General features: G+C 65.7%; 32 protein-coding genes and 1 tRNA gene. 2 read left to right on the top strand and 31 right to left on the bottom strand.

The features are described 5' to 3' along the window. Nucleotides 1-179: 179 nt before the first annotated feature. From GSQ87_RS18240 to GSQ87_RS18095, 30 genes are all read right to left on the bottom strand, one after another. A tRNA-Asp gene (locus tag GSQ87_RS18240) sits at nucleotides 180-256 on the bottom strand. A gap of 181 nt (nucleotides 257-437) precedes the next feature. Beyond that, nucleotides 438-851, bottom strand: a complete 414-nt coding sequence (gene rplQ, locus GSQ87_RS18235) for a 50S ribosomal protein L17 (protein ID WP_158916884.1) — start codon at nucleotides 849-851, stop codon at nucleotides 438-440. Nucleotides 852-969: 118 nt separating this feature from the next. After that, nucleotides 970-1,986 carry a DNA-directed RNA polymerase subunit alpha gene (locus GSQ87_RS18230; protein ID WP_158916882.1) on the bottom strand — a complete coding sequence of 339 codons (1,017 nt, stop codon included), beginning with the start codon at nucleotides 1,984-1,986 and terminating at the stop codon, nucleotides 970-972. Nucleotides 1,987-2,077: 91 nt separating this feature from the next. Beyond that, the gene (gene rpsK / locus GSQ87_RS18225) at nucleotides 2,078-2,467 is read right to left on the bottom strand and encodes a 30S ribosomal protein S11 (protein ID WP_158916880.1); all 390 of its coding nucleotides are present in this window, start codon (nucleotides 2,465-2,467) and stop codon (nucleotides 2,078-2,080) included. A 12-nt stretch (nucleotides 2,468-2,479) separates the two neighbouring features. After that, nucleotides 2,480-2,848, bottom strand: coding sequence for a 30S ribosomal protein S13 (rpsM, locus tag GSQ87_RS18220; protein WP_158916878.1), 369 nt, complete (start codon nucleotides 2,846-2,848; stop codon nucleotides 2,480-2,482). A 155-nt stretch (nucleotides 2,849-3,003) separates the two neighbouring features. After that, nucleotides 3,004-3,585, bottom strand: coding sequence for an adenylate kinase (locus GSQ87_RS18215; protein WP_158916876.1), 582 nt, complete (start codon nucleotides 3,583-3,585; stop codon nucleotides 3,004-3,006). After that, the gene (gene secY, locus GSQ87_RS18210; RefSeq protein ID WP_158916874.1) at nucleotides 3,582-4,955 is read right to left on the bottom strand and encodes a preprotein translocase subunit SecY; all 1,374 of its coding nucleotides are present in this window, start codon (nucleotides 4,953-4,955) and stop codon (nucleotides 3,582-3,584) included. The genes GSQ87_RS18215 and secY overlap by 4 nt, the downstream gene beginning before the upstream one ends. Nucleotides 4,956-5,074: 119 nt before the next feature. Beyond that, complete coding sequence (rplO, locus tag GSQ87_RS18205) at nucleotides 5,075-5,563, bottom strand: 50S ribosomal protein L15 (protein ID WP_158916872.1); 489 nt, start codon at nucleotides 5,561-5,563, stop codon at nucleotides 5,075-5,077. A gap of 118 nt (nucleotides 5,564-5,681) precedes the next feature. Then, nucleotides 5,682-5,864, bottom strand: coding sequence for a 50S ribosomal protein L30 (rpmD, locus tag GSQ87_RS18200; RefSeq protein WP_158916870.1), 183 nt, complete (start codon nucleotides 5,862-5,864; stop codon nucleotides 5,682-5,684). 2 nt (nucleotides 5,865-5,866) lie between these two features. Further along, a complete protein-coding gene (rpsE, locus tag GSQ87_RS18195) occupies nucleotides 5,867-6,448 on the bottom strand; it encodes a 30S ribosomal protein S5 (RefSeq protein WP_158916868.1) in 582 nt (193 codons plus the stop codon). A gap of 10 nt (nucleotides 6,449-6,458) precedes the next feature. Continuing rightward, on the bottom strand, nucleotides 6,459-6,821 hold the full coding sequence (gene rplR / locus GSQ87_RS18190; RefSeq protein ID WP_158916866.1) for a 50S ribosomal protein L18: 363 nt from the start codon (nucleotides 6,819-6,821) through the stop codon (nucleotides 6,459-6,461). Nucleotides 6,822-6,824: 3 nt separating this feature from the next. After that, a complete protein-coding gene (gene rplF, locus GSQ87_RS18185; RefSeq protein ID WP_158916864.1) occupies nucleotides 6,825-7,358 on the bottom strand; it encodes a 50S ribosomal protein L6 in 534 nt (177 codons plus the stop codon). Nucleotides 7,359-7,369: 11 nt separating this feature from the next. Continuing rightward, complete coding sequence (gene rpsH, locus GSQ87_RS18180) at nucleotides 7,370-7,768, bottom strand: 30S ribosomal protein S8 (RefSeq protein ID WP_158916862.1); 399 nt, start codon at nucleotides 7,766-7,768, stop codon at nucleotides 7,370-7,372. 16 nt (nucleotides 7,769-7,784) lie between these two features. Beyond that, nucleotides 7,785-8,090, bottom strand: a complete 306-nt coding sequence (gene rpsN / locus GSQ87_RS18175; RefSeq protein WP_158916860.1) for a 30S ribosomal protein S14 — start codon at nucleotides 8,088-8,090, stop codon at nucleotides 7,785-7,787. Between the two features lie 6 nt (nucleotides 8,091-8,096). Continuing rightward, nucleotides 8,097-8,675 carry a 50S ribosomal protein L5 gene (gene rplE / locus GSQ87_RS18170; protein ID WP_158916858.1) on the bottom strand — a complete coding sequence of 193 codons (579 nt, stop codon included), beginning with the start codon at nucleotides 8,673-8,675 and terminating at the stop codon, nucleotides 8,097-8,099. Further along, nucleotides 8,668-8,982, bottom strand: a complete 315-nt coding sequence (gene rplX / locus GSQ87_RS18165) for a 50S ribosomal protein L24 (RefSeq protein ID WP_158916856.1) — start codon at nucleotides 8,980-8,982, stop codon at nucleotides 8,668-8,670. The genes rplE and rplX overlap by 8 nt, the downstream gene beginning before the upstream one ends. Beyond that, nucleotides 8,982-9,350 carry a 50S ribosomal protein L14 gene (gene rplN / locus GSQ87_RS18160; protein WP_158916854.1) on the bottom strand — a complete coding sequence of 123 codons (369 nt, stop codon included), beginning with the start codon at nucleotides 9,348-9,350 and terminating at the stop codon, nucleotides 8,982-8,984. The genes rplX and rplN overlap by 1 nt, the downstream gene beginning before the upstream one ends. A 15-nt stretch (nucleotides 9,351-9,365) precedes the next feature. Next, a complete protein-coding gene (rpsQ, locus tag GSQ87_RS18155; RefSeq protein WP_158916852.1) occupies nucleotides 9,366-9,617 on the bottom strand; it encodes a 30S ribosomal protein S17 in 252 nt (83 codons plus the stop codon). A 12-nt stretch (nucleotides 9,618-9,629) separates the two neighbouring features. Beyond that, nucleotides 9,630-9,827, bottom strand: coding sequence for a 50S ribosomal protein L29 (rpmC, locus tag GSQ87_RS18150; RefSeq protein ID WP_158916850.1), 198 nt, complete (start codon nucleotides 9,825-9,827; stop codon nucleotides 9,630-9,632). Then, nucleotides 9,827-10,270, bottom strand: a complete 444-nt coding sequence (gene rplP, locus GSQ87_RS18145; protein WP_158916848.1) for a 50S ribosomal protein L16 — start codon at nucleotides 10,268-10,270, stop codon at nucleotides 9,827-9,829. The genes rpmC and rplP overlap by 1 nt, the downstream gene beginning before the upstream one ends. Before the next feature lie 10 nt (nucleotides 10,271-10,280). Beyond that, entirely contained in the window at nucleotides 10,281-11,045 is a 765-nt protein-coding gene (rpsC, locus tag GSQ87_RS18140; RefSeq protein WP_158916846.1) for a 30S ribosomal protein S3, read from the bottom strand. Between the two features lies 1 nt (nucleotide 11,046). Continuing rightward, complete coding sequence (rplV, locus tag GSQ87_RS18135) at nucleotides 11,047-11,427, bottom strand: 50S ribosomal protein L22 (RefSeq protein WP_158916844.1); 381 nt, start codon at nucleotides 11,425-11,427, stop codon at nucleotides 11,047-11,049. Nucleotides 11,428-11,429: 2 nt separating this feature from the next. After that, on the bottom strand, nucleotides 11,430-11,708 hold the full coding sequence (gene rpsS, locus GSQ87_RS18130) for a 30S ribosomal protein S19 (protein WP_158916842.1): 279 nt from the start codon (nucleotides 11,706-11,708) through the stop codon (nucleotides 11,430-11,432). Nucleotides 11,709-11,711: 3 nt separating this feature from the next. Then, nucleotides 11,712-12,548, bottom strand: a complete 837-nt coding sequence (rplB, locus tag GSQ87_RS18125; protein ID WP_158916840.1) for a 50S ribosomal protein L2 — start codon at nucleotides 12,546-12,548, stop codon at nucleotides 11,712-11,714. 13 nt (nucleotides 12,549-12,561) lie between these two features. Beyond that, nucleotides 12,562-12,858: a 50S ribosomal protein L23 gene (locus GSQ87_RS18120; protein WP_158916838.1), complete on the bottom strand. Its 297-nt coding sequence runs from the start codon at nucleotides 12,856-12,858 to the stop codon at nucleotides 12,562-12,564. Further along, nucleotides 12,858-13,508, bottom strand: coding sequence for a 50S ribosomal protein L4 (gene rplD, locus GSQ87_RS18115; RefSeq protein WP_158916836.1), 651 nt, complete (start codon nucleotides 13,506-13,508; stop codon nucleotides 12,858-12,860). The genes GSQ87_RS18120 and rplD overlap by 1 nt, the downstream gene beginning before the upstream one ends. 2 nt (nucleotides 13,509-13,510) lie before the next feature. After that, nucleotides 13,511-14,254 (bottom strand): 50S ribosomal protein L3, encoded by a 744-nt coding sequence (rplC, locus tag GSQ87_RS18110; RefSeq protein WP_158916834.1) that lies wholly within the window; start codon nucleotides 14,252-14,254, stop codon nucleotides 13,511-13,513. A 12-nt stretch (nucleotides 14,255-14,266) separates the two neighbouring features. Then, nucleotides 14,267-14,575: a 30S ribosomal protein S10 gene (gene rpsJ, locus GSQ87_RS18105; RefSeq protein WP_158917884.1), complete on the bottom strand. Its 309-nt coding sequence runs from the start codon at nucleotides 14,573-14,575 to the stop codon at nucleotides 14,267-14,269. A gap of 334 nt (nucleotides 14,576-14,909) precedes the next feature. After that, nucleotides 14,910-15,998 carry a serine hydrolase gene (locus GSQ87_RS18100; RefSeq protein WP_216839382.1) on the bottom strand — a complete coding sequence of 363 codons (1,089 nt, stop codon included), beginning with the start codon at nucleotides 15,996-15,998 and terminating at the stop codon, nucleotides 14,910-14,912. A 35-nt stretch (nucleotides 15,999-16,033) separates the two neighbouring features. Further along, a complete protein-coding gene (locus GSQ87_RS18095; protein WP_158916832.1) occupies nucleotides 16,034-17,002 on the bottom strand; it encodes a DUF2807 domain-containing protein in 969 nt (322 codons plus the stop codon). A 303-nt stretch (nucleotides 17,003-17,305) separates the two neighbouring features. On the opposite strand from GSQ87_RS18095, the gene topA reads away from it, so the two are divergent. Further along, nucleotides 17,306-19,936 (top strand): type I DNA topoisomerase, encoded by a 2,631-nt coding sequence (topA, locus tag GSQ87_RS18090; protein WP_158916830.1) that lies wholly within the window; start codon nucleotides 17,306-17,308, stop codon nucleotides 19,934-19,936. A 138-nt stretch (nucleotides 19,937-20,074) separates the two neighbouring features. On the opposite strand, the gene GSQ87_RS18085 is transcribed toward topA, so the two are convergent. After that, a complete protein-coding gene (locus GSQ87_RS18085) occupies nucleotides 20,075-20,302 on the bottom strand; it encodes a BA14K family protein (protein ID WP_158916828.1) in 228 nt (75 codons plus the stop codon). Between the two features lie 216 nt (nucleotides 20,303-20,518). Between GSQ87_RS18085 and fdxA the strand changes: the two genes are divergently transcribed. Continuing rightward, on the top strand, nucleotides 20,519-20,860 hold the full coding sequence (gene fdxA, locus GSQ87_RS18080; RefSeq protein WP_158916826.1) for a ferredoxin FdxA: 342 nt from the start codon (nucleotides 20,519-20,521) through the stop codon (nucleotides 20,858-20,860). Nucleotides 20,861-20,973 lie beyond the last annotated feature (113 nt).

Genomic DNA, 20,973 nt, shown 5'->3' with positions numbered 1-20,973 from the left:
GCGTCCATTAATGAGGCTTTGCCAGGCTCCCCCCTGCACGCTCGCGGACCCATCTCCGACATATCTACACACCAGACCGCTCGTCCCCGCGAAGATGGTGCTGACGGCGGCCGTTAGAACGAACGTTCGGCCGCATATCAAAGTGGATCGAGGGAAATGGAACCAAGCCATCGGGATAATGGCGCGAGTGACGGGACTCGAACCCGCGACCTCCGGCGTGACAGGCCGGCGCTCTAACCAACTGAGCTACACCCGCAATCGACCGTGGCCGGCGCGAGGTGGGGTGAATAGGGCCTAGCGAACCCGGGGTCAAGCCGCGTTTGACGCCTTTCCCCACGCCGTTTCGCCGCGCTTCTCACCGTCGGAGCCGCCGGGAAAACGAAAAAGGCGGCCCGGAGAACCGGACCGCCTTTGGAAACGCAAAACTGATGAAAACCCTAGTCTTCGGCGTCGTAGGCCTGGACCGGGCCGCTGTCCTTGCCCTTGGCCGAGACGTCGCGATCGACGAACTCGATCACCGCAACCGGAGCGTCGTCGCCGTAACGGAAGCCGGCCTTCATGATGCGGATATAGCCGCCGTTGCGGTCGGCGTAGCGGGGGCCGATGGCGGCGAACAGCTTGCCGACCTGCTCCACGTCGCGCACACGGCTGATGGCGATACGACGCGCATGCAGGTCGCCCCGCTTGGCCAGCGTCACCAGCTTCTCGACGAAGGGACGCAGTTCCTTGGCCTTGGGCAGGGTGGTGGTGATCTGTTCGTGCTTGATCAGGCTCGCGGCCATGTTGGCGAACATGGCCTGGCGGTGGGCCGAGGTCCGGTTAAGTTTACGGTGAGCGTTACCGTGACGCATTCTGGTCTCTCCTCAGGCCTCAAGCCTCGCCCTCGTCTTCGAGGGGGCGTAGCGGGCGCCTCGCGGCGCGCGCGGATAAGAGCCTCCAGCCGTCTCCGGCTGAAGGCTCAGGTTGGAATCAGATCTGGTCTTCGAACTTCTTGGCCAGGTCTTCGATGTTTTCGGGCGGCCAGTTCGGCACGTCCATGCCGAGATGCAAGCCCATGCCGGTCAGCACTTCCTTGATCTCGTTCAGCGACTTGCGGCCGAAGTTCGGGGTGCGAAGCATTTCGCCCTCGGTCTTCTGGATCAGGTCGCCGATGTAGACGATGTTGTCGTTCTTCAGGCAGTTGGCCGAACGGACCGAAAGCTCCAGCTCGTCGACCTTCTTCAGCAGCGCCGGGTTGAACGGCAGTTCCGGCTTGGCTTCCTCGGACACCTTCTTCTTCGGTTCGTCGAAGGTGATGAACAGCTGCAGCTGGTCCTGCAGGATGCGGGCGGCGTAGGCCACCGCATCCACAGGCGTCACCGCGCCATTGGTTTCGACTTCCAGGATCAGGCGATCATAGTCGAGCGACTGGCCCTGGCGGGTGGGCTCGACGCGATAGGCGACGCGCTTGACCGGGCTGTAGAGCGCATCCACGGCGATCAGGCCGATGGGCGCGTCCTCGGGACGGTTATGCTCGGCGGCGACGTAGCCCTTGCCGGTGTTGATGGTGAACTCCATCCGCACCGAGGCGCCGTCGTCGAGCGTGCAGATCACGTGATCCTTGTTCAGGATCTCGATATCGGCGGGGGCGTCGATCTGGCCGGCGGTCACCGGACCGGGACCCGTGGCGCGCAGGGTGATGCGCTTGGGGCCTTCCGAGTGCATCCGCAGCGCCAGCTGCTTGATGTTCAGGATGATGTCGACGACATCCTCGCGAACGCCCTCCATCGAGGAGAACTCGTGCACCACGCCGTCGATCTGGACGGAGGTGACAGCGGCGCCCTGCAGCGAGGACAACAGCACGCGGCGAAGCGAGTTGCCGAGGGTAACGCCGAAGCCGCGTTCCAGCGGCTCGGCCACCAGGCGCGCCTTGCGCTGGCTGTCGGAACCCGTCTCGATCTGCGGCTTTTCGGGACGGATAAGGTCTTGCCAGTTTCTTTCGATCACGATCGTCTCTCGAACGGGGCTTAGGCGCCGGCCCTGGATCCAGCTCGAAAACTGGGGGCTCGGCGCCCGCATATTGAATGGCGGACTGGGATCAGACCCGGCGGCGTTTGGGAGGACGGCAGCCGTTGTGTGGGATCGGGGTCACGTCGCGGATGGTGGTGATGGAGAAGCCCACCGCCTGCAGCGCACGAAGCGCCGACTCCCGACCCGAACCCGGGCCGGCGACGTTGACTTCCAGCGTCTTCACGCCGTGTTCCATGGCCTTGCGGCCAGCATCCTCGGCGGCCACCTGGGCGGCATAGGGGGTCGACTTCCGCGAACCCTTGAAGCCCATCGTGCCCGACGACGACCAGGAAATGGTGTTTCCCTGCGCGTCGGTGATGGTCACCATGGTGTTGTTGAAGGTGGCGTTCACGTGCGCCACGCCGGAGGTGATGTTCTTACGCTCGCGCTTTTTAACGCGCGTCGGTTCCTTGGCCATCGGGACCGTTCCTTACTTCTTCTTACCGGCGATCGGCTTAGCCGGGCCCTTGCGGGTACGGGCGTTGGTATGGGTGCGCTGGCCACGAACCGGCAGGCCCCGGCGATGACGCAGGCCGCGATAGCTGGCCAGGTCTTGCAGACGCTTGATGTTCATGGAGACCTCGCGACGGAGGTCCCCTTCCACGATGTACTCGCGGTCGATCGTCTCGCGAATCTGCAGCACCTCGGCGTCGGTGAGCTGGTTCACCCGACGGCTGTCCTCGATACCCACGGTCTGGAGGATTTCCTTGGCCCGTTGCTGGCCAATGCCGTGGATGTACTGCAGCGCGATCTCGACGCGCTTGTTGGTGGGAATGTTGACGCCTGCGATGCGGGCCACGTCCGAATCTCCTGTACGCGCACAAAAAACACGAATAGGTCCGCCCCGTGCTTGCACGCAGCCGACAACCTTCGCGCCCTTTCGCGGAATGCGGTGTTATAGAGAGCTTGTCGCGCGCGTCAACTGTCTGTTCACACGCGTTAGAGCCCCAGACCTCAGTAGGTGTGGACTCCCACTCTTTCCAAGGCCTTGTCGATCCCTCGGGCCACCTCGTCGACGGACGTCATACCGTCCAATTCAACGAGTTTGCCCTGAAGCTGGTAGTACGGAAGCAGGGGCGCGGTCTGGGCGGCGTAAGCCGACAGGCGCGTCTCGAACACTTCCGGGTTGTCGTCCGGCCGCCCCTGCTCGGCGAATCGCTTGGCGATCCGCGACAGCAGGGCTGAGTGGTCCACCACCAGCCGAATCACGATGTCGATCTGAGCGTGACGGTGCGCCAGCATATTGTCCAGCGCTTCGGCCTGGGCGACCGTGCGCGGAAAGCCGTCGAAGATCGCGCCGCCGGCCGCCTCGGCCTCGGGCAGGCGTTCTTCGATCAGGTCCACCACGATCTCGTCGGAAACCAGTTCCCCCCGGTTCATGATCTCGGCCACGCGATGACCCAGCTCCGACCCGGAGGTCTTGGCGGCCCGCAGCATGTCGCCTGTCGAGAGCTGCACCATCCCGTGCTGCTGCACCAGCCGCAGGGCCTGGGTGCCCTTCCCCGCCGCCGGCGGCCCGAACAGGATCAGGTTCATCGTGCGGCCACCCGGGGCCGCATGCCACCTGCGCCGCCCTTGCCGCGGGACTTCTTGATCAGCCCCTCATACTGGTGGGACAGCAGGTGCGACTGGATTTGGGTCACGGTGTCCATGGTCACGGTCACGGTGATCAGGATCGATGTGCCGCCGAGCGCAGGCATGTTGTAGAAGCTCGTCAGCGCCTCAGGCACCAGGCAGACCACTGTGATGTAGGCCGCACCGATCACCGTCAACCGGGTCAGCACGAAGTCCATGTAGTCCGCCGTGCGCTTGCCCGGACGTATCCCGGGCAGGAAGCCGCCGTACTTGCGCAGGTTCTCCGCCGTCTCCTCCGGATTGAACACGATGGAGGTGTAGAAGAAGGTGAAGAAGATGATCATGGCGCCGTAGAGCAGCATGAACAGCGGCTTGCCGTGCTGGAGCTGGCCGACCGCACTCGGCAGCCACTGGGCCCAGGGCGGCAGATGGGCGGTCGCCAGGAAGCCCATCACCGTCGCCGGCAGCAACAGCAGCGACGAGGCGAAGATCGGCGGGATCACGCCGGCGGTGTTGATCTTCAGCGGCAGGAACGAGCTGTCGCCCCCGTACATGCGGTTGCCGACCTGGCGCTTGGGATACTGCACCAACAGCCGGCGCTGCGAGCGCTCCATGAACACGATGAACAGCACCACGCCCACGGCCATGGCGAAGATAGCGAACATGGCGAAGCCGTTCATCTCGCCGGTGCGGGTCAGCGTGAACATCTGCCAGATGGCCATGGGCAGCTGGGCCACGATGCCGGCGAAGATGATCAGGCTGGTGCCGTTGCCGACGCCGCGCGTGGTCATCTGCTCGCCCAGCCACATCAGGAACAGGGTGCCGCCGGTCAGGGTGGCCATGGTGGTGATGGTGAAGAACACCGGCTCCTGGGCCACCAGGTGGCCCCCGGTGTGCAGCAGGGCCTGGGAGATGCCGAACGACTGCACCAGAGCCAGCACCACGGTCAGATAACGGGTGTACTGGTTGAGCGTCTTGCGCCCGGCCTCGCCGCCCTCCTTGCGGAGCTTTTCCCACGGCGAGTACATGGTGCCCATCAGCTGGACGATGATCGACGCCGAGATGTAGGGCATCACGTTCAGCGAGAAGACCGCCATGCGCGACACCGCGCCACCCGAGAACATGTTGAACATGCCCAGGATTCCCTTGGCCTGGCCGTTGAAGGCCTGGGCGAAGGCGGCAGGATCGATGCCGGGGATGGGGATATAGGTGCCCATCCGATAGACCAGCAGAGCGCCCAGGGTGAACCACAGGCGCTTGTGCAGGTCGGTCGCCTTCTGGAAGGCGCCGTAGTTCATGTTAGCGGCTAGCTGCTCGGCGGCCGAGGCCATTTCGGCTCCCCCAGGGAACTTGGACATGAAACCAGCCGCATCAGCAGACGCCGAGCGGCCGGTCCTTGGACGTCAGAGATAGGCGAAACCTTCGCCGGATGCGAGCGGCTAAGCCGAAATCAAGCTTCGACGGGTTCCGCCTTGACCGGACGCGTCTCGGTGAGCGAGCCGCCGGCCTTCTCGATCGCTTCGCGCGCCGAGGCGGTGGCGGAATAGACCGTCAGGTTCAGCTTGGCGGAAAGCTCGCCCTGACCCAGCAGACGCACGCCGTCCTTGGGGCGACGGATCACGCCGGCGGCGACCAGGGTCGCAGCGTCGATCGCCTTGGAGACGTCCAGCTTGCCGGCTTCCACCGCCTTGGCCAGGCGCCACAGGTTCACCTCGGCGAATTCCTTGGCGAAGGGATTGTTGAAGCCGCGCTTGGGCATGCGCATGTGCAGCGGCATCTGGCCGCCTTCGAACCCCGCCATGCCGTGGCCGGTACGGGCCTTCTGACCCTTCACGCCGCGACCGCCGGTCTTGCCCTTGCCGGAGCCTTCGCCACGGCCAACCCGCATACGCTTCTTGCGCGAACCTTCGTTGTTCGCCAGTTCGTTTAGCTTAACCATCGCCTACTCCTTGGAGTTCGCGCCGGCGCCAGGGCCGACTCGGCTGTTGATATTCTCGCCCCTCAACACCCATCCCCCGGCGAACCAGGAGGAAGGGCGACTGAGGCGAACCGAGAGCTTAGCCCTCGTTTTCCACACGCACCATGTGCGCGACCTTGGCGATCATGCCGCGGACCGCAGGGGTGTCGGTCAGTTCGGACACGCGGCCGACGCGGTTCAGGCCGAGGCCCTTGAGCGTGTCGCGTTGATCCTTGGGACGGCGGATCGGGCTACCAGTTTGACGGACGATGATGGTCGACATGATCAGCCCTCCACGACTTCGGTCGAAGACGCACCGTCGCTGCGACGGCCCAGGATGTCGCCGACCTTCTTGCTGCGCTTGTTGGCGACCTGACGGGGCGAGCTTTGGCCCTTCAGGGCGTCGAACGTGGCGCGCACCATGTTGTAGGGGTTGGACGAGCCGACCGACTTGGCCACCACATCGGCGATGCCGAGGGTTTCCAGCACCGCGCGCATCGGACCACCGGCGATCACGCCGGTGCCCGGAGGCGCCGCGCGCAGCATCACCTTACCCGCGCCGTGACGGCCGTGGCCGTCGTGGTGCAGGGTGCGGCTCTCGCGCAGCGGGACGCGGATCATGGTCTTCTTGGCTTCCTCGGTCGCCTTGCGGATGGCTTCCGGCACTTCACGCGCCTTGCCATGACCGAAGCCGACCCGGCCCTTGCCGTCGCCCACCACCATCAGGGCGGCGAACGAGAAACGACGGCCACCCTTCACGGTCGCGGCGACGCGGTTGATGTGGACCAGCTTTTCGACGATTTCGTTGTCGCGGTCCTCGCCGTCCCGGGGGCGGCGATTGTTGCGGTCTTCGTTGGGACGAGCCATGGGTTGATCCTCAGAAGCTCAGGCCGGCTTCGCGCGCGGCGTCGGCCAGCGCCTTGACGCGGCCGTGAAAGACGAACCCGCCGCGGTCGAACACCACGGCTTGAACCCCGGCGGCCTTGGCGCGCTCGGCGACGAGCTTGCCGACGGCGGCCGCGGCGGCCTTGTCGGAGCCCTTTTCCGGAACGCCCTCGCCGCTCTCAAGCGAAGAGGCCGAGGCGAGCGTGACGCCCTTCGAATCGTCGATGATCTGGGCGTAGATGTGCTTGGACGAGCGGTGCACCGACAGGCGCGGACGGCCGTTGCCGACGGCCTTCAGGCGAAGACGATTGCGCTCGGCGCGGCGGTTGTAGGTTTCGCGGGCGGACAGGGCCATGGCTTACTTCTTCTTGCCTTCCTTGCGCCGCACCTTCTCGCCGGCGTAGCGAACGCCCTTGCCCTTGTAGGGCTCCGGCGGGCGGATGCGGCGGATGCGGGCGGCGGTCTCGCCCACCATCTGCTTGTCGATGCCGCTGATCTTGATCTCGGTCGGCTTGGCCGAAGCGAAGGCGATGCCTTCGGGCGGCGGCATATCGATATCGTGGCTGAAGCCGAGCTGGAGGCTCAGCGTCTTGCCCTTGATCGCGGCGCGGTAACCAACGCCGACCAGTTCCAGGGTCTCTTCGTAACCCTTGGTCACGCCGTCGACCATGTTGTTCACCAGCGTGCGGGACAAACCCCACATGGAGCGGGCGCGCTGGCTCTGACTGGTGGGCGTGAGCGTGATCTGACCGTCTTGCTGCGTCACGACGATCTCGTCGGGCGCGGTGTAGGCCAGTTGGCCCTTGGGGCCTTTAACGGACACCGCCTGGCCGCTCAGCGTCACGGTGACGCCGGCGGGGATGGCGATGGCCTTCTTTCCGATACGGGACATGGATCAGGCCCTTAGTAGACGCGGCACAAGACTTCGCCGCCGACGTTTTCGGCGCGCGCTGCTTGGTCCGACATCACGCCCTTGGACGTGGACAGGATGGAGATACCGAGCCCGTTCTTCACCGGCTTGAGCTCGGAGATGGCGGAATAGACCCGACGGCCCGGCTTGGACACGCGGGAGATTTCCGCGATGACCGGCGCGCCGTCGAAGTACTTCAGCTCGATTTCGAATTCCGGGTGCTTGCCGGCCTCTTCGACCAGGGCGTAGCCGCGGATATAGCCTTCTTCCTGGAGCACATCCAGGACACGGCCGCGCAGCTTGGAAGCCGGGGTGGACACCTTGGAACGCTTGCGCTCGGCCGCGTTCTTGATGCGAGCGATCATATCGCTCAGGGGATCGTTGAAGGACATTGCTCTTCTTCTCCCCTTACCAGCTCGACTTCACGAGACCAGGAATCTGGCCGGCGGAGCCAAGCTCGCGAAGTGCGATCCGGCTCATCTTGAGCTTACGATAAAAGGCGCGCGGACGTCCGGTGACGGCGCAGCGGTTGCGGATGCGGGTCGGCGAGGAACTGCGGGGCAGTTCGGCCAGCCGGAGGCGCGCGTCGAAGCGCTCCTCCAGCGGACGGCTCTCGTCGTTGGCGATGGCCTTCAGCTCGGCGCGCCTGGCGGCGAACTGCTTCGCCATCTTGCGGACCGCGTTGTTGCGGTTGACGGCGCTTTTCTTAGCCATCGGTCCTCAGCCTCCCGCCTGGGTGGTGAACGGGAATTTAAATTCCTTGAGAAGCGCACGCGCTTCGTCATCGCTCTTGGCCGTGGTGCAGACGATGATGTCCATGCCCCACATCTGGTCGATCTCGTCGTAGTTGATCTCGGGGAACACAATGTGTTCCTTGAGACCCATGGCGTAGTTGCCGCGACCGTCGAAGCTGGTGGGCCGCAGACCCCGGAAGTCCTTCACCCGCGGCAGGGCCACGGTGATCAGGCGGTCCAGGAACTCGTACATGCGGTCCTTGCGGAGCGTCACCTTGGCGCCGATGACCATGTTCTCGCGCAGCTTGAAGCCGGCGATGGACTTGCGGGCGCGGGTGGGCGCGGGCTTCTGGCCGGCGATCGCCGCCAGGTCCTTCATGGCCGTCTGGGTCTTCTTGGAGTCCGTCACGGCCTCCCCGATACCCATGTTCAGCACCACCTTGTCGAGACGCGGAATCTGCATCTCGTTGGTGTAGCCGAATTGCTCGCGCAGAGCGTCGCGGACCCGAGCCTTGTACTCGGTCTTCAGCCGCGGCTCGTAGCGATCGGTTTGCACATCAACCATTGATCACTTCCCCCGTCGTCTTGGCGAAACGGACCTTCTTGTCGCCTTCGATACGGAAACCGACGCGGGTCGGCTTACCGTTGGAGTCGACGCAGGCCACGTTCGACACATGGAGGGGAGCCTCCTTGTGCTTGATCCCGCCCTGGGGATCGGATTGCGAAGCCTTGGTGTGGCGCTTGACCATGTTCAGGCCTTCCACGATCAGGCGGTTTTCCTTCGGCATCACCTGCTGGACCTGGCCTTGCTTGCCCTTGTCCTTGCCGGTGAGCAGGACGACGCGGTCGCCCTTCTTGATCTTGGCCGCCATCACAGCACCTCAGGGGCGAGCGAGATGATCTTCATGTGGTTCTTGGCGCGGAGTTCGCGCGGAACCGGCCCGAAGATGCGGGTGCCGATCGGCTCGGAGGACTTGTTCACGATCACCGCCGCGTTCTTGTCGAAGCGGATCACCGAACCGTCCTTGCGCGCGATGTCCTTGGCGGTGCGAACCACCACGGCGCGCAGCACGTCGCCCTTCTTCACGCGGCCGCGCGGGATCGCTTCCTTCACGGAAACCACGATCACGTCGCCCACGCTGGCGTAACGCCGCTTAGCGCCGCCGAGCACCTTGATGCACATGACCCGACGGGCGCCCGAATTATCGGCGACTTCCAGGTTAGTTTGCATCTGAATCATTGTTCAGACCTTCCGTTAGTGCGCGGAAGCCTGGGCGGCCTTCGGAAGGACCTCCCAAGTCTTCAGCTTCGACTTCGGCGCGCACTCGATGATGCGAGCCAGATCGCCGGCCTTGTAGGAATTGCCCTCGTCATGGGCATGATACTTCTTCGACCGGCGCACGGTCTTCTTCAGCACGGGGTGCAGGAAGGTCCGCTCGACCTTCACGACCACGGTCTTGTCGCCCTTGTCGGAAACGACCACGCCTTCGAGAATACGCTTAGGCATCTATCGTCTCCCTCAGTTGGCCACAGGCGCGCTGGTGCGCAGCTGGGTCTTGATCCGCGCGATGTCCCGACGGACCTCTTCCACACGGTGCGACTTTTCCAGTTGGCCGGTCGCCGCCTGGAAACGCAGGTTGAACTGCTCGCGCTTCAGCTCGATGAGCTGGTCGCTGAGCTGATCGGGGTTCAGGCCCCGGATCTCTTGCATCTTCATCACGCGGCCTCGACGTTCTCGTGGATCGCGCCCGCGTCGTGGCGGGTGACGACCTTGGTGCGCACCGAGAGCTTGGCGGAGCCGAGACGCAGCGCCTCGCGGGCCACGTCGTCCGGCACGCCGTCGATCTCGAACAGGATCCGACCCGGGTGAACCCGCGCGGCCCAGTGATCGATGGCGCCCTTGCCCTTGCCCATCCGCACTTCGGCCGGCTTGCCGGTCACCGGCACGTCGGGGAATACGCGGATCCAGACCCGGCCTTGGCGCTTCATCTGACGAGTGATGGCGCGACGGGCGGCTTCGATCTGGCGAGCAGTGACCCGCTCGGGTTCAAGCGACTTCAGGCCGTAGGAGCCGAAGGTCAGGCTGAAGCCAGCCTTGGCCACGCCGTGGATACGGCCCTTGAACTGCTTACGGAACTTGGTTTTCTTGGGTTGCAGCATGATTCAATCCTCAGGCCGGCGTTTCGGCCTGGCGATCGCGGCGTTGTCCCCGCCGATCGCCACGGTCGCCACGGTCACGACGGTCGCCTTCACCGCCCGGGCCAGTCGCTTCCAGAGCCCAGCGCTTGTCCTGAGCCATGGGATCGTGCTCGAGCACTTCGCCCTTAAAGACCCAGACCTTCACGCCGATGATGCCGTAGGTGGTGGTGGCTTCGGTGAAGCCGTAATCGATGTCGGCGCGTAGGGTGTGAAGCGGCACGCGACCTTCGCGATACCATTCCATCCGCGCGATTTCCGCACCGCCGAGACGGCCCGAGACGTTGATCCGAACGCCCTTCGCCCCGAGGCGCATGGCGGATTGCATCGAACGCTTCATGGCGCGACGGAAGGCGATCCGGCGCTCGAGCTGCTGGGCGATGGACTCGGCGATCAGCTGGGCGTCGGTCTCGGGCTTGCGCACCTCGACGATGTTCAGGAACACCTCGCCCTCGGTCATGCCCGACAGGTCCTTGCGGAGCTTGTCGATGTCCGCGCCCTTCTTGCCGATGATGACACCGGGACGGGCGGCGTAGATGGTGACGCGGCACTTCTTGTGCGGGCGCTCGATGATGATGCGCGACACGCCGGCCTGCTTGAGGCGTTCCTTCAGCCACTTGCGGACCTTGATGTCCTGGTGGAGCAGGCGACCGTAGTCCTCGCCGTCGGCGAACCAGCGGCTGTCCCAGGTGCGGTTGACGCCGAGGCGCAGACCGATCGGATTGACCTTCTGACCCATATTACGCAGCCTCGGCTTGTTCGCGGACCACGATGGTGAGTTCCGAGAAGGGCTTTTCGATACGCGCAGCCCGACCGCGGGCGCGGGCGGAGAAGCGCTTCATGATCAGGTTCTTGCCGACGAAGGCTTCGGCCACGACCAGGGCGTCGATGTCCAGGTTGTGGTTGTTCTCGGCGTTGGAGATCGCCGAATAGAGCGCCTTGCGCACATCCTTGGCGATACGCTTGTGGCTGAACTCGAGCTCGTTCAGGGCGCGCTGGACGGGCAGGCCACGGATGGACTGCGCGACCAGGTTCAGCTTGCGCGCGCTGGTGCGCAACGCAGTGACCTTGGCCATGGCGGAGGTTTCGGACAGGCGGCGAGGCTTGGCTTGCTTGCTCATCGCTACTTCCTCTTGGCCTTCTTGTCGGCCGCGTGGCCGTAGAAGGTGCGGGTGGGCGCGAACTCGCCGAGCTTGTGGCCAACCATGTCCTCGGAGACCATCACCGGCACGTGCTTCATGCCGTTGTAGACACCGAAGGTCAGGCCGACGAATTGCGGCATGATGGTGGAGCGGCGCGACCAGGTCTTGATCACGTCCTTGCGGCCCGAGTCCTGGGCCTTGTCCGCCTTCGCCAGCAGGTAGCCGTCGACGAAGGGCCCTTTCCAGATGGAGCGGGTCATGGGTTAACGAGCCTTCCTGACGTGGCGCGAACGGATAATGAACTTGTCCGTGGTCTTGTTGCTGCGGGTCTTGTGACCCTTGGTGGGCTTGCCCCACGGCGTCACGGGGTGACGACCGCCCGAGGTCTTGCCTTCACCACCACCGTGGGGGTGATCGACCGGGTTCATGGCCACGCCGCGAACGTGCGGACGACGACCCATGTGACGAACCCGACCGGCCTTGCCGAGGGTCTGGTTCATGTGGTCGGGGTTGGACACCGCGCCCACCGTGGCCATGCAGCTGTCGAGCACCATGCGCAGCTCGCCCGAACCGAGGCGGATCTGGGCGTAGCCGGCGTCTCGGCCGACCAGCTGGGCGTAGGCCCCGGCCGAGCGCGCCATCTGCGCGCCCTTCTCGGGCTTCAGCTCGACATTGTGGATGATGGTGCCGATCGGCATGCCACGGAGCGGCATGGCGTTGCCCGGCTTCACATCGACCCGCTCGCCGGCGATGATCTCGTCGCCCGCCTTCAGGCGCTGCGGCGCGATGATGTAGGCCAGCTCGCCATCGGCGTACTTCACCAGGGCGATGAAGGCCGAACGGTTGGGGTCGTATTCCAGCCGCTCGACGGAGGCCGGCACGTTCCACTTGCGCCGCTTGAAGTCGACGACACGGTACAGCCGCTTGGCTCCGCCGCCGCGGAAACGCACCGCGATGCGTCCGCCGCCGCCACGACCGCCCGACTTCGTCAGGCCTTCGATCAGCGACTTCTCGGGCTTGCCCTTGTGCAGCTCGCGCCGGTCGACCAGCACGAGGCCGCGTTGACCCGGCGAGGTCGGATTATAATGTTTGAGCGCCATAGTCTATTCGCCCCTACAGACCGGTCGTGACGTCGATGGACTGGCCTTCGGCCAGCGTCACGATCGCCTTCTTCACGTCGGAACGCTTGCCGAGGATACCCCGGAAGCGCTTGCTCTTGCCCTTGGTCACAATGGTGTTGACCTTGAGCACATTGACCTTGAACAGCTCTTCGACCGCAGCGGCGATCTCGTCCTTGGTGGCGTCATGGGCCACCTTGAACACGACCTTGTTCTGCTCCGAGAGCACAGTCGCCTTTTCGGTGATGTGCGGCGCGACGATGACGTCGTAATGGCGTGCGGTCGCGGCCATCAGGCGGCTTCCTTCTGTTCGGTCTCGACGCTGTAGCGGGCCTCGATGGCCTCCACCGCCGAGCGGGTCAGCACCAGGGTGTGGCGGCGCAGCACGTCATAGACGTTGAGGCCGGCGTTCGGCAGCACGTCGATGTGCATGATGTTGCGGGCGGCCAGCTTGAAGTTGTTGTCCACTTCGGGACCCGCGATGACCAAGGCGTTGGTCAGGCCGATCTTCTCGAACTGGGCCTTCAGCGCGGCGGTCTTGGGCGCGTCCAGCGTCAGCTGGTCGACCACGATCAGCGAGCCGCTCTTGACCTTGGACGACAGGGCGTGGCGCAGGGCCAGGGCCCGGACCTTCTTGGGCAGGTCGAGCGCATGGCTGCGGACCACCGGGCCGAACACCTTGGCGCCGCCAACGAACTGAGCCGCCTTGCGCGAGCCGTGACGGGCGCCGCCGGTGCCCTTCTGCTTGTACATCTTCTTGCCCGTACGCGCGACTTCGTTGCGGGTCTTGATCTTGTGGTTGCCGGAGCGACGCTTGGCCAGTTGCCAGACGACGACCCGCTGCAGGATGTCGGCGCGGATGTCGTCGATGCCGAACACGGCGTCCGACAACTCGATCTCGCCGGCCTTGCCGCTATCGAGGGTGATGACGTTGAGCTTCATGATTATTCCGCACCCTCGTTGGAGGGCGCCTCAGGAGCGGCTTCGGCGACCGCCGGAGCGGGTTCGCCGCCGGCCAGACGGAAGGCGCCGGGCTTGGGGGCGTCGGCGTGCAGCGGCTTCTTGATCGCGTCGCTGACCTTGACGAACGAGCCCTCGGAACCGGGGATCGCGCCCTTGATCAGGATCAGACCGCGCTCGGCGTCGATGCGCCAGACGGTGAGGTTCTGGGTGGTGACGGTCTCGACACCGAGTTGGCCGCCCATCTTCTTGCCCTTGAAGGTCTTGCCCGGGTCCTGGCGTTGGCCGGTCGAACCCAGCGAACGGTGCGACACGGACACGCCGTGGGTCGCCCGCAGACCGGAGAAGTTCCAGCGCTTCATGCCGCCGGCGAAACCCTTGCCGATGGTCACGCCCTGCACGTCCACCTTTTGGCCGGGGACGAAGTGGTCGGCGGTCAGTTCCGCGCCCACGTCGATCAGGTTGTCCTCGGTCACGCGAAACTCGGTGACGTGATGCTTGGGCTCGACCAGCGCCTTGGCGAAGTGGCCGCGCATGGCCTGGCTGGTGTTCTTGGCCTTCTTGGGGCCCGCGCCGAGCTGGAGGGCCACGTAGCCGTCCCGATCGAGGGTGCGCTGAGCGGTGACCTGGCAGCCCTCGAGGGAGAGCACCGTCACCGGCACGTGCTGACCGGCTTCATCGAAGAAGCGGGTCATGCCGAGTTTCTTGGCGAGTACGCCGGTACGCATTGCTCCGGCTCCTTACAGCTTGATTTCGACGTCGACGCCGGCGGACAGGTCGAGCTTCATCAGCGCGTCCACGGTCTGCGGGGTCGGGTCAACGATGTCGAGCACGCGCTTGTGGGTGCGGATCTCGAACTGTTCGCGGGATTTCTTGTCGATGTGCGGCGAGCGCAGCACCGTGAACTTTTCAATCTTGGTCGGGAGCGGGATGGGCCCGCGCACGGTCGCGCCTGTACGCTTGGCGGTCTGCACGATCTCACGGGTGGAGTGATCCAACACCCGGTGATCAAACGCCTTAAGGCGAATACGAATATTCTGACGATCCATATCGATGCCGTCCTCGCGCCCGTTCCGCTCGTACAGTTCAAAGACCATGGCCCGATCCCGAAGGAGTAGGCCGTACTTACGTCTCGAACGCCACCAAACCAATCCACCTGATCGGACGTTGACGTTGAGCCGCAAAACGAAAGGGCCCGACACAGCATGCTGCGAAGGCCCTGATCAAGTCGCACCGCGGGAGACCCGACAGGCGCGCTATGTCTTATTCGTTCCGCGAACTGCGTCTAGGCGATTGCCTACGGCCAATTCAGCAGAGGGCGGTTTATGCCTATCTCGCCCCGAAACGTCAAGCGAAGTTTGGGCCCGGCGTTGCACAGCGGACTCACTGGGCCTGGGCCTTGAGATAGCGCTGGAAAACCGCCCTCGCCCCCAGCCGGTCGAGGATGGGCGGGACGATCTTTGCGCCGTTCTCGCTGTTGGTGAGAATCACCGCCCCGTCGCCCGAGGCCAGATCCAGGTAGGCGAAGGTGGAGATCCCGGCGTCGCTGCCGGTGTGCATCAGCAGTTTCGCCTCATCGAAATCGAGCACCAGCCAACCGAGGCCGAACCCCTCGTCGCGGGGACAGCTCGCCATCCTGGCGCCTTCGCAGGCCGAGGCCTTGGTGCTGACCTGGATGCGCCCGCGTTCCTTGGCGATGACGGCGCTCAAACCCTGGTTCTTCAGCACCCCCGTCATGAAGGCTGCGTAGTCGCCGGCCGTGGCGTAGACGAGGTCCGCCGCTATGTAACGGCTCGCGATCAGCGGCTTCAGCGGCCGGCCCGCGGCGTCGGTGGGGGGCGCGATTCGGCCGGCGAACCAGGGCTTGTCCGTGTAGGCGGTGGACCTCATGCCGGTCGGATCGAACAGATAGGTGTTCGCCAGATCCTCGAAGGCCACGCCCGTCTTCTTCTCGATGAAGCGGGCGGCGTAGACATAACCCTCCCCGGAATAGCCCCACCCCTCCCCCGGCGTGCGCAGGAACGCCAAGCCCGTCTTGCGGTCCCGCCAATTGGGAAAGCCGCTCTGGTGGCTGAGCACGCGCCTTAACGTCAGAAGCTTGCGCCGCTCGTCGCCCGCGATGTCGGGGTCCGTCCAGACCGGATGCATCGGCTCATCCAGCGACAGGCCGCCTTTGGACGCCAGGCGCAGGATCACCTCGGCGGTGAGCGGCTTGGTCAGCGAGGCTATATTGTAGAGCGTATCGGGGGTGGCGAGCGTCCCCGCGCCCTGCATGCCGTAGGCGGCGGTCAGCACGACCCGCCCGCCCTTGATCTGGGCGATCGAGACGCTGGGGACGGCGGCCCGGACGAGCAGGCCGGGCATGTCACGATCCAAGATCACCTTCGCCGCCCCGGACGGGCTTTGGGCGAGGGCCGGCAAGGCGCCCAAGGCCAGGGCCGCAAGCCCCATCGCCGCGATCCACTTCAGCATCCCTCGCCCCTGACCTCGCCGAGACGACGGAGCGCTCAGCGGCCCGTGCGCACGTCGCCCGAGCCCATGACGCTCTTGCTCACCGGGCCGGACACGTGGGCGACATAGATATCGCCTGAACCGACGACCGCGGCCGAAAGCGAACCGGCCTCGCCGTCGAAGCTGAAGTCGCCGGAGCCGGCGACCCTGGCCTTCACATTCGGGGCGTGGCCGCCGTGGATACGGATGCCGCCCGATGCGGCGATGCCAGCGTCCACCGGCCCGGCGATGCTAGCCACCGCCACGTCGCCCGAACCCGCCACCTTGGCGCGCAGCGCTCCGTTGACGGCGCCGGTGGTCACATCGCCCGAGCCGGCGATCGACACGTCGGCGTCGCCGCCGACCGCCCCCGTCTGTAGGTCGCCGGAGCCCGCGAGCTTCCCACGCAGCGATCCCGCCGCCTCGGCGTGGATATCGCCCGACCCCACATTGTTCACCGAGAGCTGGCCGCGGACGTCCGCGACCGTCCAGTTCCCGCAGCCGACGGCGGACAGGTCGAGACTGTCGGTGCGGCCGACCTCGCCGAACACCGCCGAGCTGGCGGCGACGCGCGCGCTGAGCGGGACGTGGGCGGTGATCACGGGCAGGTCGTCATAATCCACCCGACCGACCCCACGCACGAACACCGCACGGTTGTCCCGGATGTGGGTCATCGGCCCGATGTGGGTGACGACATAGGCGCCGACACAGCGGGTCCGGTCGTTCGACACCCCGAACATGCCGGCGTCCAGGCCGCCGTCCACGACCACGCGACCGCCTTCCTGGCGCACGTTGAGTTCGGGCAGGCGGTTATCGCCGTGATGAACAGTGACAGAGACATTGTTACGGGGCTCCGCGATCACCACGAGCCGGGCGGCGGCGTGCTCTATACGCACCTGCGGCGGCTCATCGGCATGACAGGCGGCAGTCGCGCTCGCAGAAGCAGCCATCACCGCCACGCCGCAAAACAAATTCCGGATGCTCATCGCCCGCTCTCCAGCTATTTCGCCAAAAGGGGTAGGTTCTAAGCGCGGTCGATACAGCTTAATTTCCCGTCATGACCTCGATTTAATGATTGGCGGACAGGGTTTTCCTCTCCTGAAAGAGGCCGGTCGGATCAATGCTGGGCTTACCGCCCTCGCCTGCTCGGCGCGCCTGCGGGTGGTTGCGGATCGCCGCAAAGACCAGGCTCGGCCGAAAATATGTTTCACGTGCATTCTCATCACGAAGTTGACAGAGGCTACCTGTCGCCACCACCTTCCGCGCCGCATCAGGAAGTCAGCCGCTATATGAACGTCGTCGTCGTCGAGAGCCCGGCCAAGGCCAAGACCATCAACAAGTACCTGGGCTCCGACTACGTGGTCCTGGCCTCCTACGGACACGTCCGCGACCTGCCGTCCAAGGACGGATCGGTGCGGCCGGACGAGGACTTCGCCATGAGCTGGGATGTCGACCCCAAGGCGGCGAAGCGGCTCAACGACATCGCCGACGCCATGAAGGGCGCCGACCGCCTGATCCTGGCCACCGACCCCGACCGCGAGGGCGAGGCCATCTCGTGGCACGTGCTCGAGGTGCTGCAGAAGAAGAAGGCCATCAAGACGGCCGAGGTGCAGCGGGTGGTGTTCAACGCCATCACCAAGTCCGCCGTCACCGAGGCGATGAAGAACCCGCGCCAGATCGACATGGAGCTGGTCAACGCCTACCTGGGCCGCCGCGCCCTGGACTACCTGGTGGGCTTCACCCTGTCGCCGGTGCTGTGGCGCAAGCTGCCCGGCGCCCGCTCGGCCGGACGGGTGCAGTCGGTGGCCCTGCGCCTGGTGGTGGACCGCGAGCAAGAGATAGAAGCCTTCAAGACCCAGGAATACTGGAGCGTGGAGGCCGACGTCTCCGCCGGCTCCGATCCCTTCCTGGCCCGCCTGGTCAAGCTCGATGGCAAGTCGCTGAAGAAGTTCGACCTGCCCAATACCGATGTGGCCAACGCCGCCCGCGCGGCGGTGGCCGCCGGCGCCTTCACCGTCACAGCGGTGGAGAAGAAGCCCGCCCGCCGCTCGCCCGCCCCGCCCTTCACCACCTCCACCCTGCAGCAGGAGGCGGCGCGCAAGCTCGGCTTCTCGGCCCAGCGCACCATGCAGACGGCGCAGAAGCTGTACGAGGGCGTGGACGAGAACGGCGGTCTCATTACCTATATGCGGACCGACGGCGTTCAGGCCGCGCCCGAGGCGATCGCGGAGGCCCGCCAGGTCATCGCCGGCCGCTTCGGCGACGCCTACGTCCCCGAGCAGCCGCGCCTCTACAAGACCAAGGCCAAGAACGCCCAGGAGGCGCACGAGGCGATCCGCCCGACCTCGCTGGCCCGCCTGCCCTCCCAGCTCCGGCTCGAGGGCGACCAGGCCCGGCTGTACGAGCTGATCTGGAAGCGGATGATCGCCAGCCAGATGGAGTCCGCCCGCATCGAGCGCACCACCGTCGATCTCGATACGGCCGACGGCAAGACCGGCTTGCGCGCCGTGGGCCAGGTGATCCAGTTCGACGGCTATCTGGCCGTCTACGAGGAGGGCCGTGACGACGCCGACGACGAGGACAGCCGCCGCCTGCCCGCCATCGCGCAAGGCGCTGCCGCCAAGGTGATCGAGGCCCGCGCCGACCAGCACTTCACCGAACCGCCGCCGCGCTATTCGGAAGCCTCGCTGGTCAAGAAGCTGGAAGAGCTGGGGATCGGGCGTCCGTCGACCTACGCCTCGATCCTGGGCGTGCTGCGCGACCGCGAATACGTGCGGATGGACAAGAACCGCTTCCATCCCGAGGACAAGGGCCGCCTGCTCAGCGCCTTCCTCAAGCAGTTCTTCCTGCGCTACGTGGAATTCGACTTCACCGCCGACCTGGAGGAGAAGCTCGACAAGGTCTCCGCCGGCGAACTGGAATACAAGGTCCTGCTGCGCGAGTTCTGGGAGGACTTCCGCGCCGCCATCGCCTCGGTCGGGGACCTGCGGGTGTCCCAGGTGCTGGACGCGCTCAACGAGGCGCTCGGCCCGGCCATCTTCCCCGAGCGCGACGACGGCGGCGACCCGCGCGTCTGCCCGACCTGCCACACCGGCAAGCTGAGCCTGAAGGCCAGCAAGTTCGGCGCCTTCATCGGCTGCTCCAACTACCCGGAGTGCCGCTACACCCGCCAGCTCGGCGCGACGGAGGGCGACGACGCCCAGGGCGGCGACCGCGAGCTGGGAACCGATCCGGTCAGCGGCCAGCCGGTCTGGCTGAAGATCGGCCGCTTCGGCCCCTATGTTGAGCTGACCGTCGATCCCGAGGACAAGAAGGCCAAGCCCAAGCGCTCCAGCCTGCCCAAGGGCTGGTCGCCGGAATCGATCGACCTGGAAAAGGCCCTGCGCCTGCTCAGCCTGCCGCGCGAGGTGGCGATGCATCCCGAGGACGGCGAGCCGATCCTGGCCGGGCTCGGGCGCTACGGACCCTATGTCCAGCACAAGGGGACCTACGCCAGCCTGGACGGTATCGACGAAGTGTTCGAGGTCGGCGAGAATCGCGCCGTCGCTCTGCTGGCCGAGAAGCGCGCTGGCGGCGGCCGGGGCGGACGCGCGGCGCCCGCCGCGCTGAAGGAGCTCGGCGCCCACCCGACCTCGGGCGAACAGATCCGCGTGCTGAGCGGGCGCTACGGCCCCTATGTCAACATGGGCAAGCTCAACGCCAACGTGCCAAAGGGCGCCGATCCGGCGGCGGTCACCCTGGAAGAGGCGGTCAAGCTGCTGGCCGACCGCGCCGGCAAGGCACCGGCCAAGGGCAAGACCGCCCGCGCCAAGGCGCCGGCGGCTGCGAAAGCAAAGCCCGCAAGTGCGAAGGCCAAGCCCGCCGCAAAGCCGAAAGCTGCGCCAAAGGCCAAGGCCGCCGCAAAAGTGGCCAAGGGCTAGGCCCCACCCCACCTGTCATCCCGGAAAGTGCGTGAGCGCTTATCCGGGACCCAGGGCGGTGCAAACGCGCCTGGGTCCCGGCTCTCCGCTACGCTACGGCCGGGATGACGGGAATAGGGTTGGGCGAGAGGCCCCGAATCACCGCTCCCAGGGCGCGATGCAGTAGTGGGGCGAGCCGTCTCCGGCGATGTAGACGTTGGTGCGCGGATTGTAGCCACCGTGGTTGTTATAACACCACCGCACATGGTTCTCGCGCGCCACCGCGGGGGGGATCGGCCGGGGCGGCGGCGGCGGATAGTAGGTCTCGCAGGCGGCCGTCAGCAGGCCCAGCCCGGTCGCGAGCGCAAGGATGGTGAGTTTCCGCATAGAGCCGGCTCCTTGTCGTGTGGCGGATCGCATAGCCGCAGCAACAACGCCCATCCCGCCTGAACCGATGCTGAACGCCGGGTCCGGACGGAAGGCGCGCATTGGCGGCGCACCTGCGCGCTGAGTGCGGTCGGCGCCGACGCGCGGCATTGACATCGGGCGCCGCGCCTGGGATGTCCGCGCCCGAACGGCCGTCGCTTATCCGCCAGAGACCTAATGACCTATATCGTCACCGACGCCTGCGTGAAGTGCAAGTTCATGGACTGCGTGGAAGTGTGTCCGGTGGACTGCTTCTACGAAGGCGAGAACTTCCTCGCCATCAATCCGGACGAGTGCATCGACTGCGGCGTGTGCGAGCCGGAATGCCCGGTGGACGCCATCAAGCCGGACACCGAGGACGACGCCGACGGCAAGTGGCTGAAGATCAACGCCGACTACGCCAAGGCTTGGCCGAACATCACCGTCAAGGGTACGCCGCCCGCCGACCGGGCCGAGTTCGAGCGCGAGACCGGCAAGTTCGAGAAGTACTTCGACCCCGCGCCCGGCAAGGGCGCCTGAGCCGGCGAAAGCCGACGCGAATGCGCCAAACGGCGTCCGGTTTCATCCGCCGGACTCATGTCTTTGAAACATGCGACAATTGTGCTATAGGCTAACACCGACGTCGGTGGCCC

Origin of the sequence: Caulobacter sp. S45 (assembly GCF_009765965.1) — a bacterium.
GTDB lineage: Bacteria > Pseudomonadota > Alphaproteobacteria > Caulobacterales > Caulobacteraceae > CAHJWH01.
Note: the sequence above shows the minus strand (reverse complement) of the source record. Positions and strands in the feature narration are given on the sequence as shown.

Bases quoted from the DNA above. Each gene is read 5' to 3' on its own strand.
- rplQ (WP_158916884.1), bottom strand. From the start codon at position 851: ATGCGTCACGGTAACGCTCACCGTAAACTTAACCGGACCTCGGCCCAC.
- rpsK (WP_158916880.1), bottom strand. From the start codon at position 2,467: ATGGCCAAGGAACCGACGCGCGTTAAAAAGCGCGAGCGTAAGAACATC.
- GSQ87_RS18215 (WP_158916876.1), bottom strand. From the start codon at position 3,585: ATGAACCTGATCCTGTTCGGGCCGCCGGCGGCGGGGAAGGGCACCCAG.
- secY (WP_158916874.1), bottom strand. From the start codon at position 4,955: ATGGCCTCGGCCGCCGAGCAGCTAGCCGCTAACATGAACTACGGCGCC.
- rplO (WP_158916872.1), bottom strand. From the start codon at position 5,563: ATGGTTAAGCTAAACGAACTGGCGAACAACGAAGGTTCGCGCAAGAAG.
- rpmD (WP_158916870.1), bottom strand. From the start codon at position 5,864: ATGTCGACCATCATCGTCCGTCAAACTGGTAGCCCGATCCGCCGTCCC.
- rpsE (WP_158916868.1), bottom strand. From the start codon at position 6,448: ATGGCTCGTCCCAACGAAGACCGCAACAATCGCCGCCCCCGGGACGGC.
- rplR (WP_158916866.1), bottom strand. From the start codon at position 6,821: ATGGCCCTGTCCGCCCGCGAAACCTACAACCGCCGCGCCGAGCGCAAT.
- rplF (WP_158916864.1), bottom strand. From the start codon at position 7,358: ATGTCCCGTATCGGAAAGAAGGCCATCGCCATCCCCGCCGGCGTCACC.
- rpsH (WP_158916862.1), bottom strand. From the start codon at position 7,768: ATGTCCTTCAACGATCCCCTGAGCGATATGATCGCTCGCATCAAGAAC.
- rpsN (WP_158916860.1), bottom strand. From the start codon at position 8,090: ATGGCTAAGAAAAGCGCCGTCAACCGCAACAACGCGGTCCGCAAGATG.
- rplE (WP_158916858.1), bottom strand. From the start codon at position 8,675: ATGGTTGATGTGCAAACCGATCGCTACGAGCCGCGGCTGAAGACCGAG.
- rplX (WP_158916856.1), bottom strand. From the start codon at position 8,982: ATGGCGGCCAAGATCAAGAAGGGCGACCGCGTCGTCCTGCTCACCGGC.
- rplN (WP_158916854.1), bottom strand. From the start codon at position 9,350: ATGATTCAGATGCAAACTAACCTGGAAGTCGCCGATAATTCGGGCGCC.
- rpsQ (WP_158916852.1), bottom strand. From the start codon at position 9,617: ATGCCTAAGCGTATTCTCGAAGGCGTGGTCGTTTCCGACAAGGGCGAC.
- rpmC (WP_158916850.1), bottom strand. From the start codon at position 9,827: ATGAAGATGCAAGAGATCCGGGGCCTGAACCCCGATCAGCTCAGCGAC.
- rplP (WP_158916848.1), bottom strand. From the start codon at position 10,270: ATGCTGCAACCCAAGAAAACCAAGTTCCGTAAGCAGTTCAAGGGCCGT.
- rpsC (WP_158916846.1), bottom strand. From the start codon at position 11,045: ATGGGTCAGAAGGTCAATCCGATCGGTCTGCGCCTCGGCGTCAACCGC.
- rplV (WP_158916844.1), bottom strand. From the start codon at position 11,427: ATGAGCAAGCAAGCCAAGCCTCGCCGCCTGTCCGAAACCTCCGCCATG.
- rpsS (WP_158916842.1), bottom strand. From the start codon at position 11,708: ATGACCCGCTCCATCTGGAAAGGGCCCTTCGTCGACGGCTACCTGCTG.
- rplB (WP_158916840.1), bottom strand. From the start codon at position 12,548: ATGGCGCTCAAACATTATAATCCGACCTCGCCGGGTCAACGCGGCCTC.
- GSQ87_RS18120 (WP_158916838.1), bottom strand. From the start codon at position 12,858: ATGGCCGCGACCGCACGCCATTACGACGTCATCGTCGCGCCGCACATC.
- rplD (WP_158916836.1), bottom strand. From the start codon at position 13,508: ATGAAGCTCAACGTCATCACCCTCGATAGCGGCAAGGCCGGCGAGATC.
- rplC (WP_158916834.1), bottom strand. From the start codon at position 14,254: ATGCGTACCGGCGTACTCGCCAAGAAACTCGGCATGACCCGCTTCTTC.
- rpsJ (WP_158917884.1), bottom strand. From the start codon at position 14,575: ATGGATCGTCAGAATATTCGTATTCGCCTTAAGGCGTTTGATCACCGG.
- GSQ87_RS18100 (WP_216839382.1), bottom strand. From the start codon at position 15,998: ATGCTGAAGTGGATCGCGGCGATGGGGCTTGCGGCCCTGGCCTTGGGC.
- GSQ87_RS18095 (WP_158916832.1), bottom strand. From the start codon at position 17,002: ATGAGCATCCGGAATTTGTTTTGCGGCGTGGCGGTGATGGCTGCTTCT.
- topA (WP_158916830.1), top strand. From the start codon at position 17,306: ATGAACGTCGTCGTCGTCGAGAGCCCGGCCAAGGCCAAGACCATCAAC.
- GSQ87_RS18085 (WP_158916828.1), bottom strand. From the start codon at position 20,302: ATGCGGAAACTCACCATCCTTGCGCTCGCGACCGGGCTGGGCCTGCTG.
- fdxA (WP_158916826.1), top strand. From the start codon at position 20,519: ATGACCTATATCGTCACCGACGCCTGCGTGAAGTGCAAGTTCATGGAC.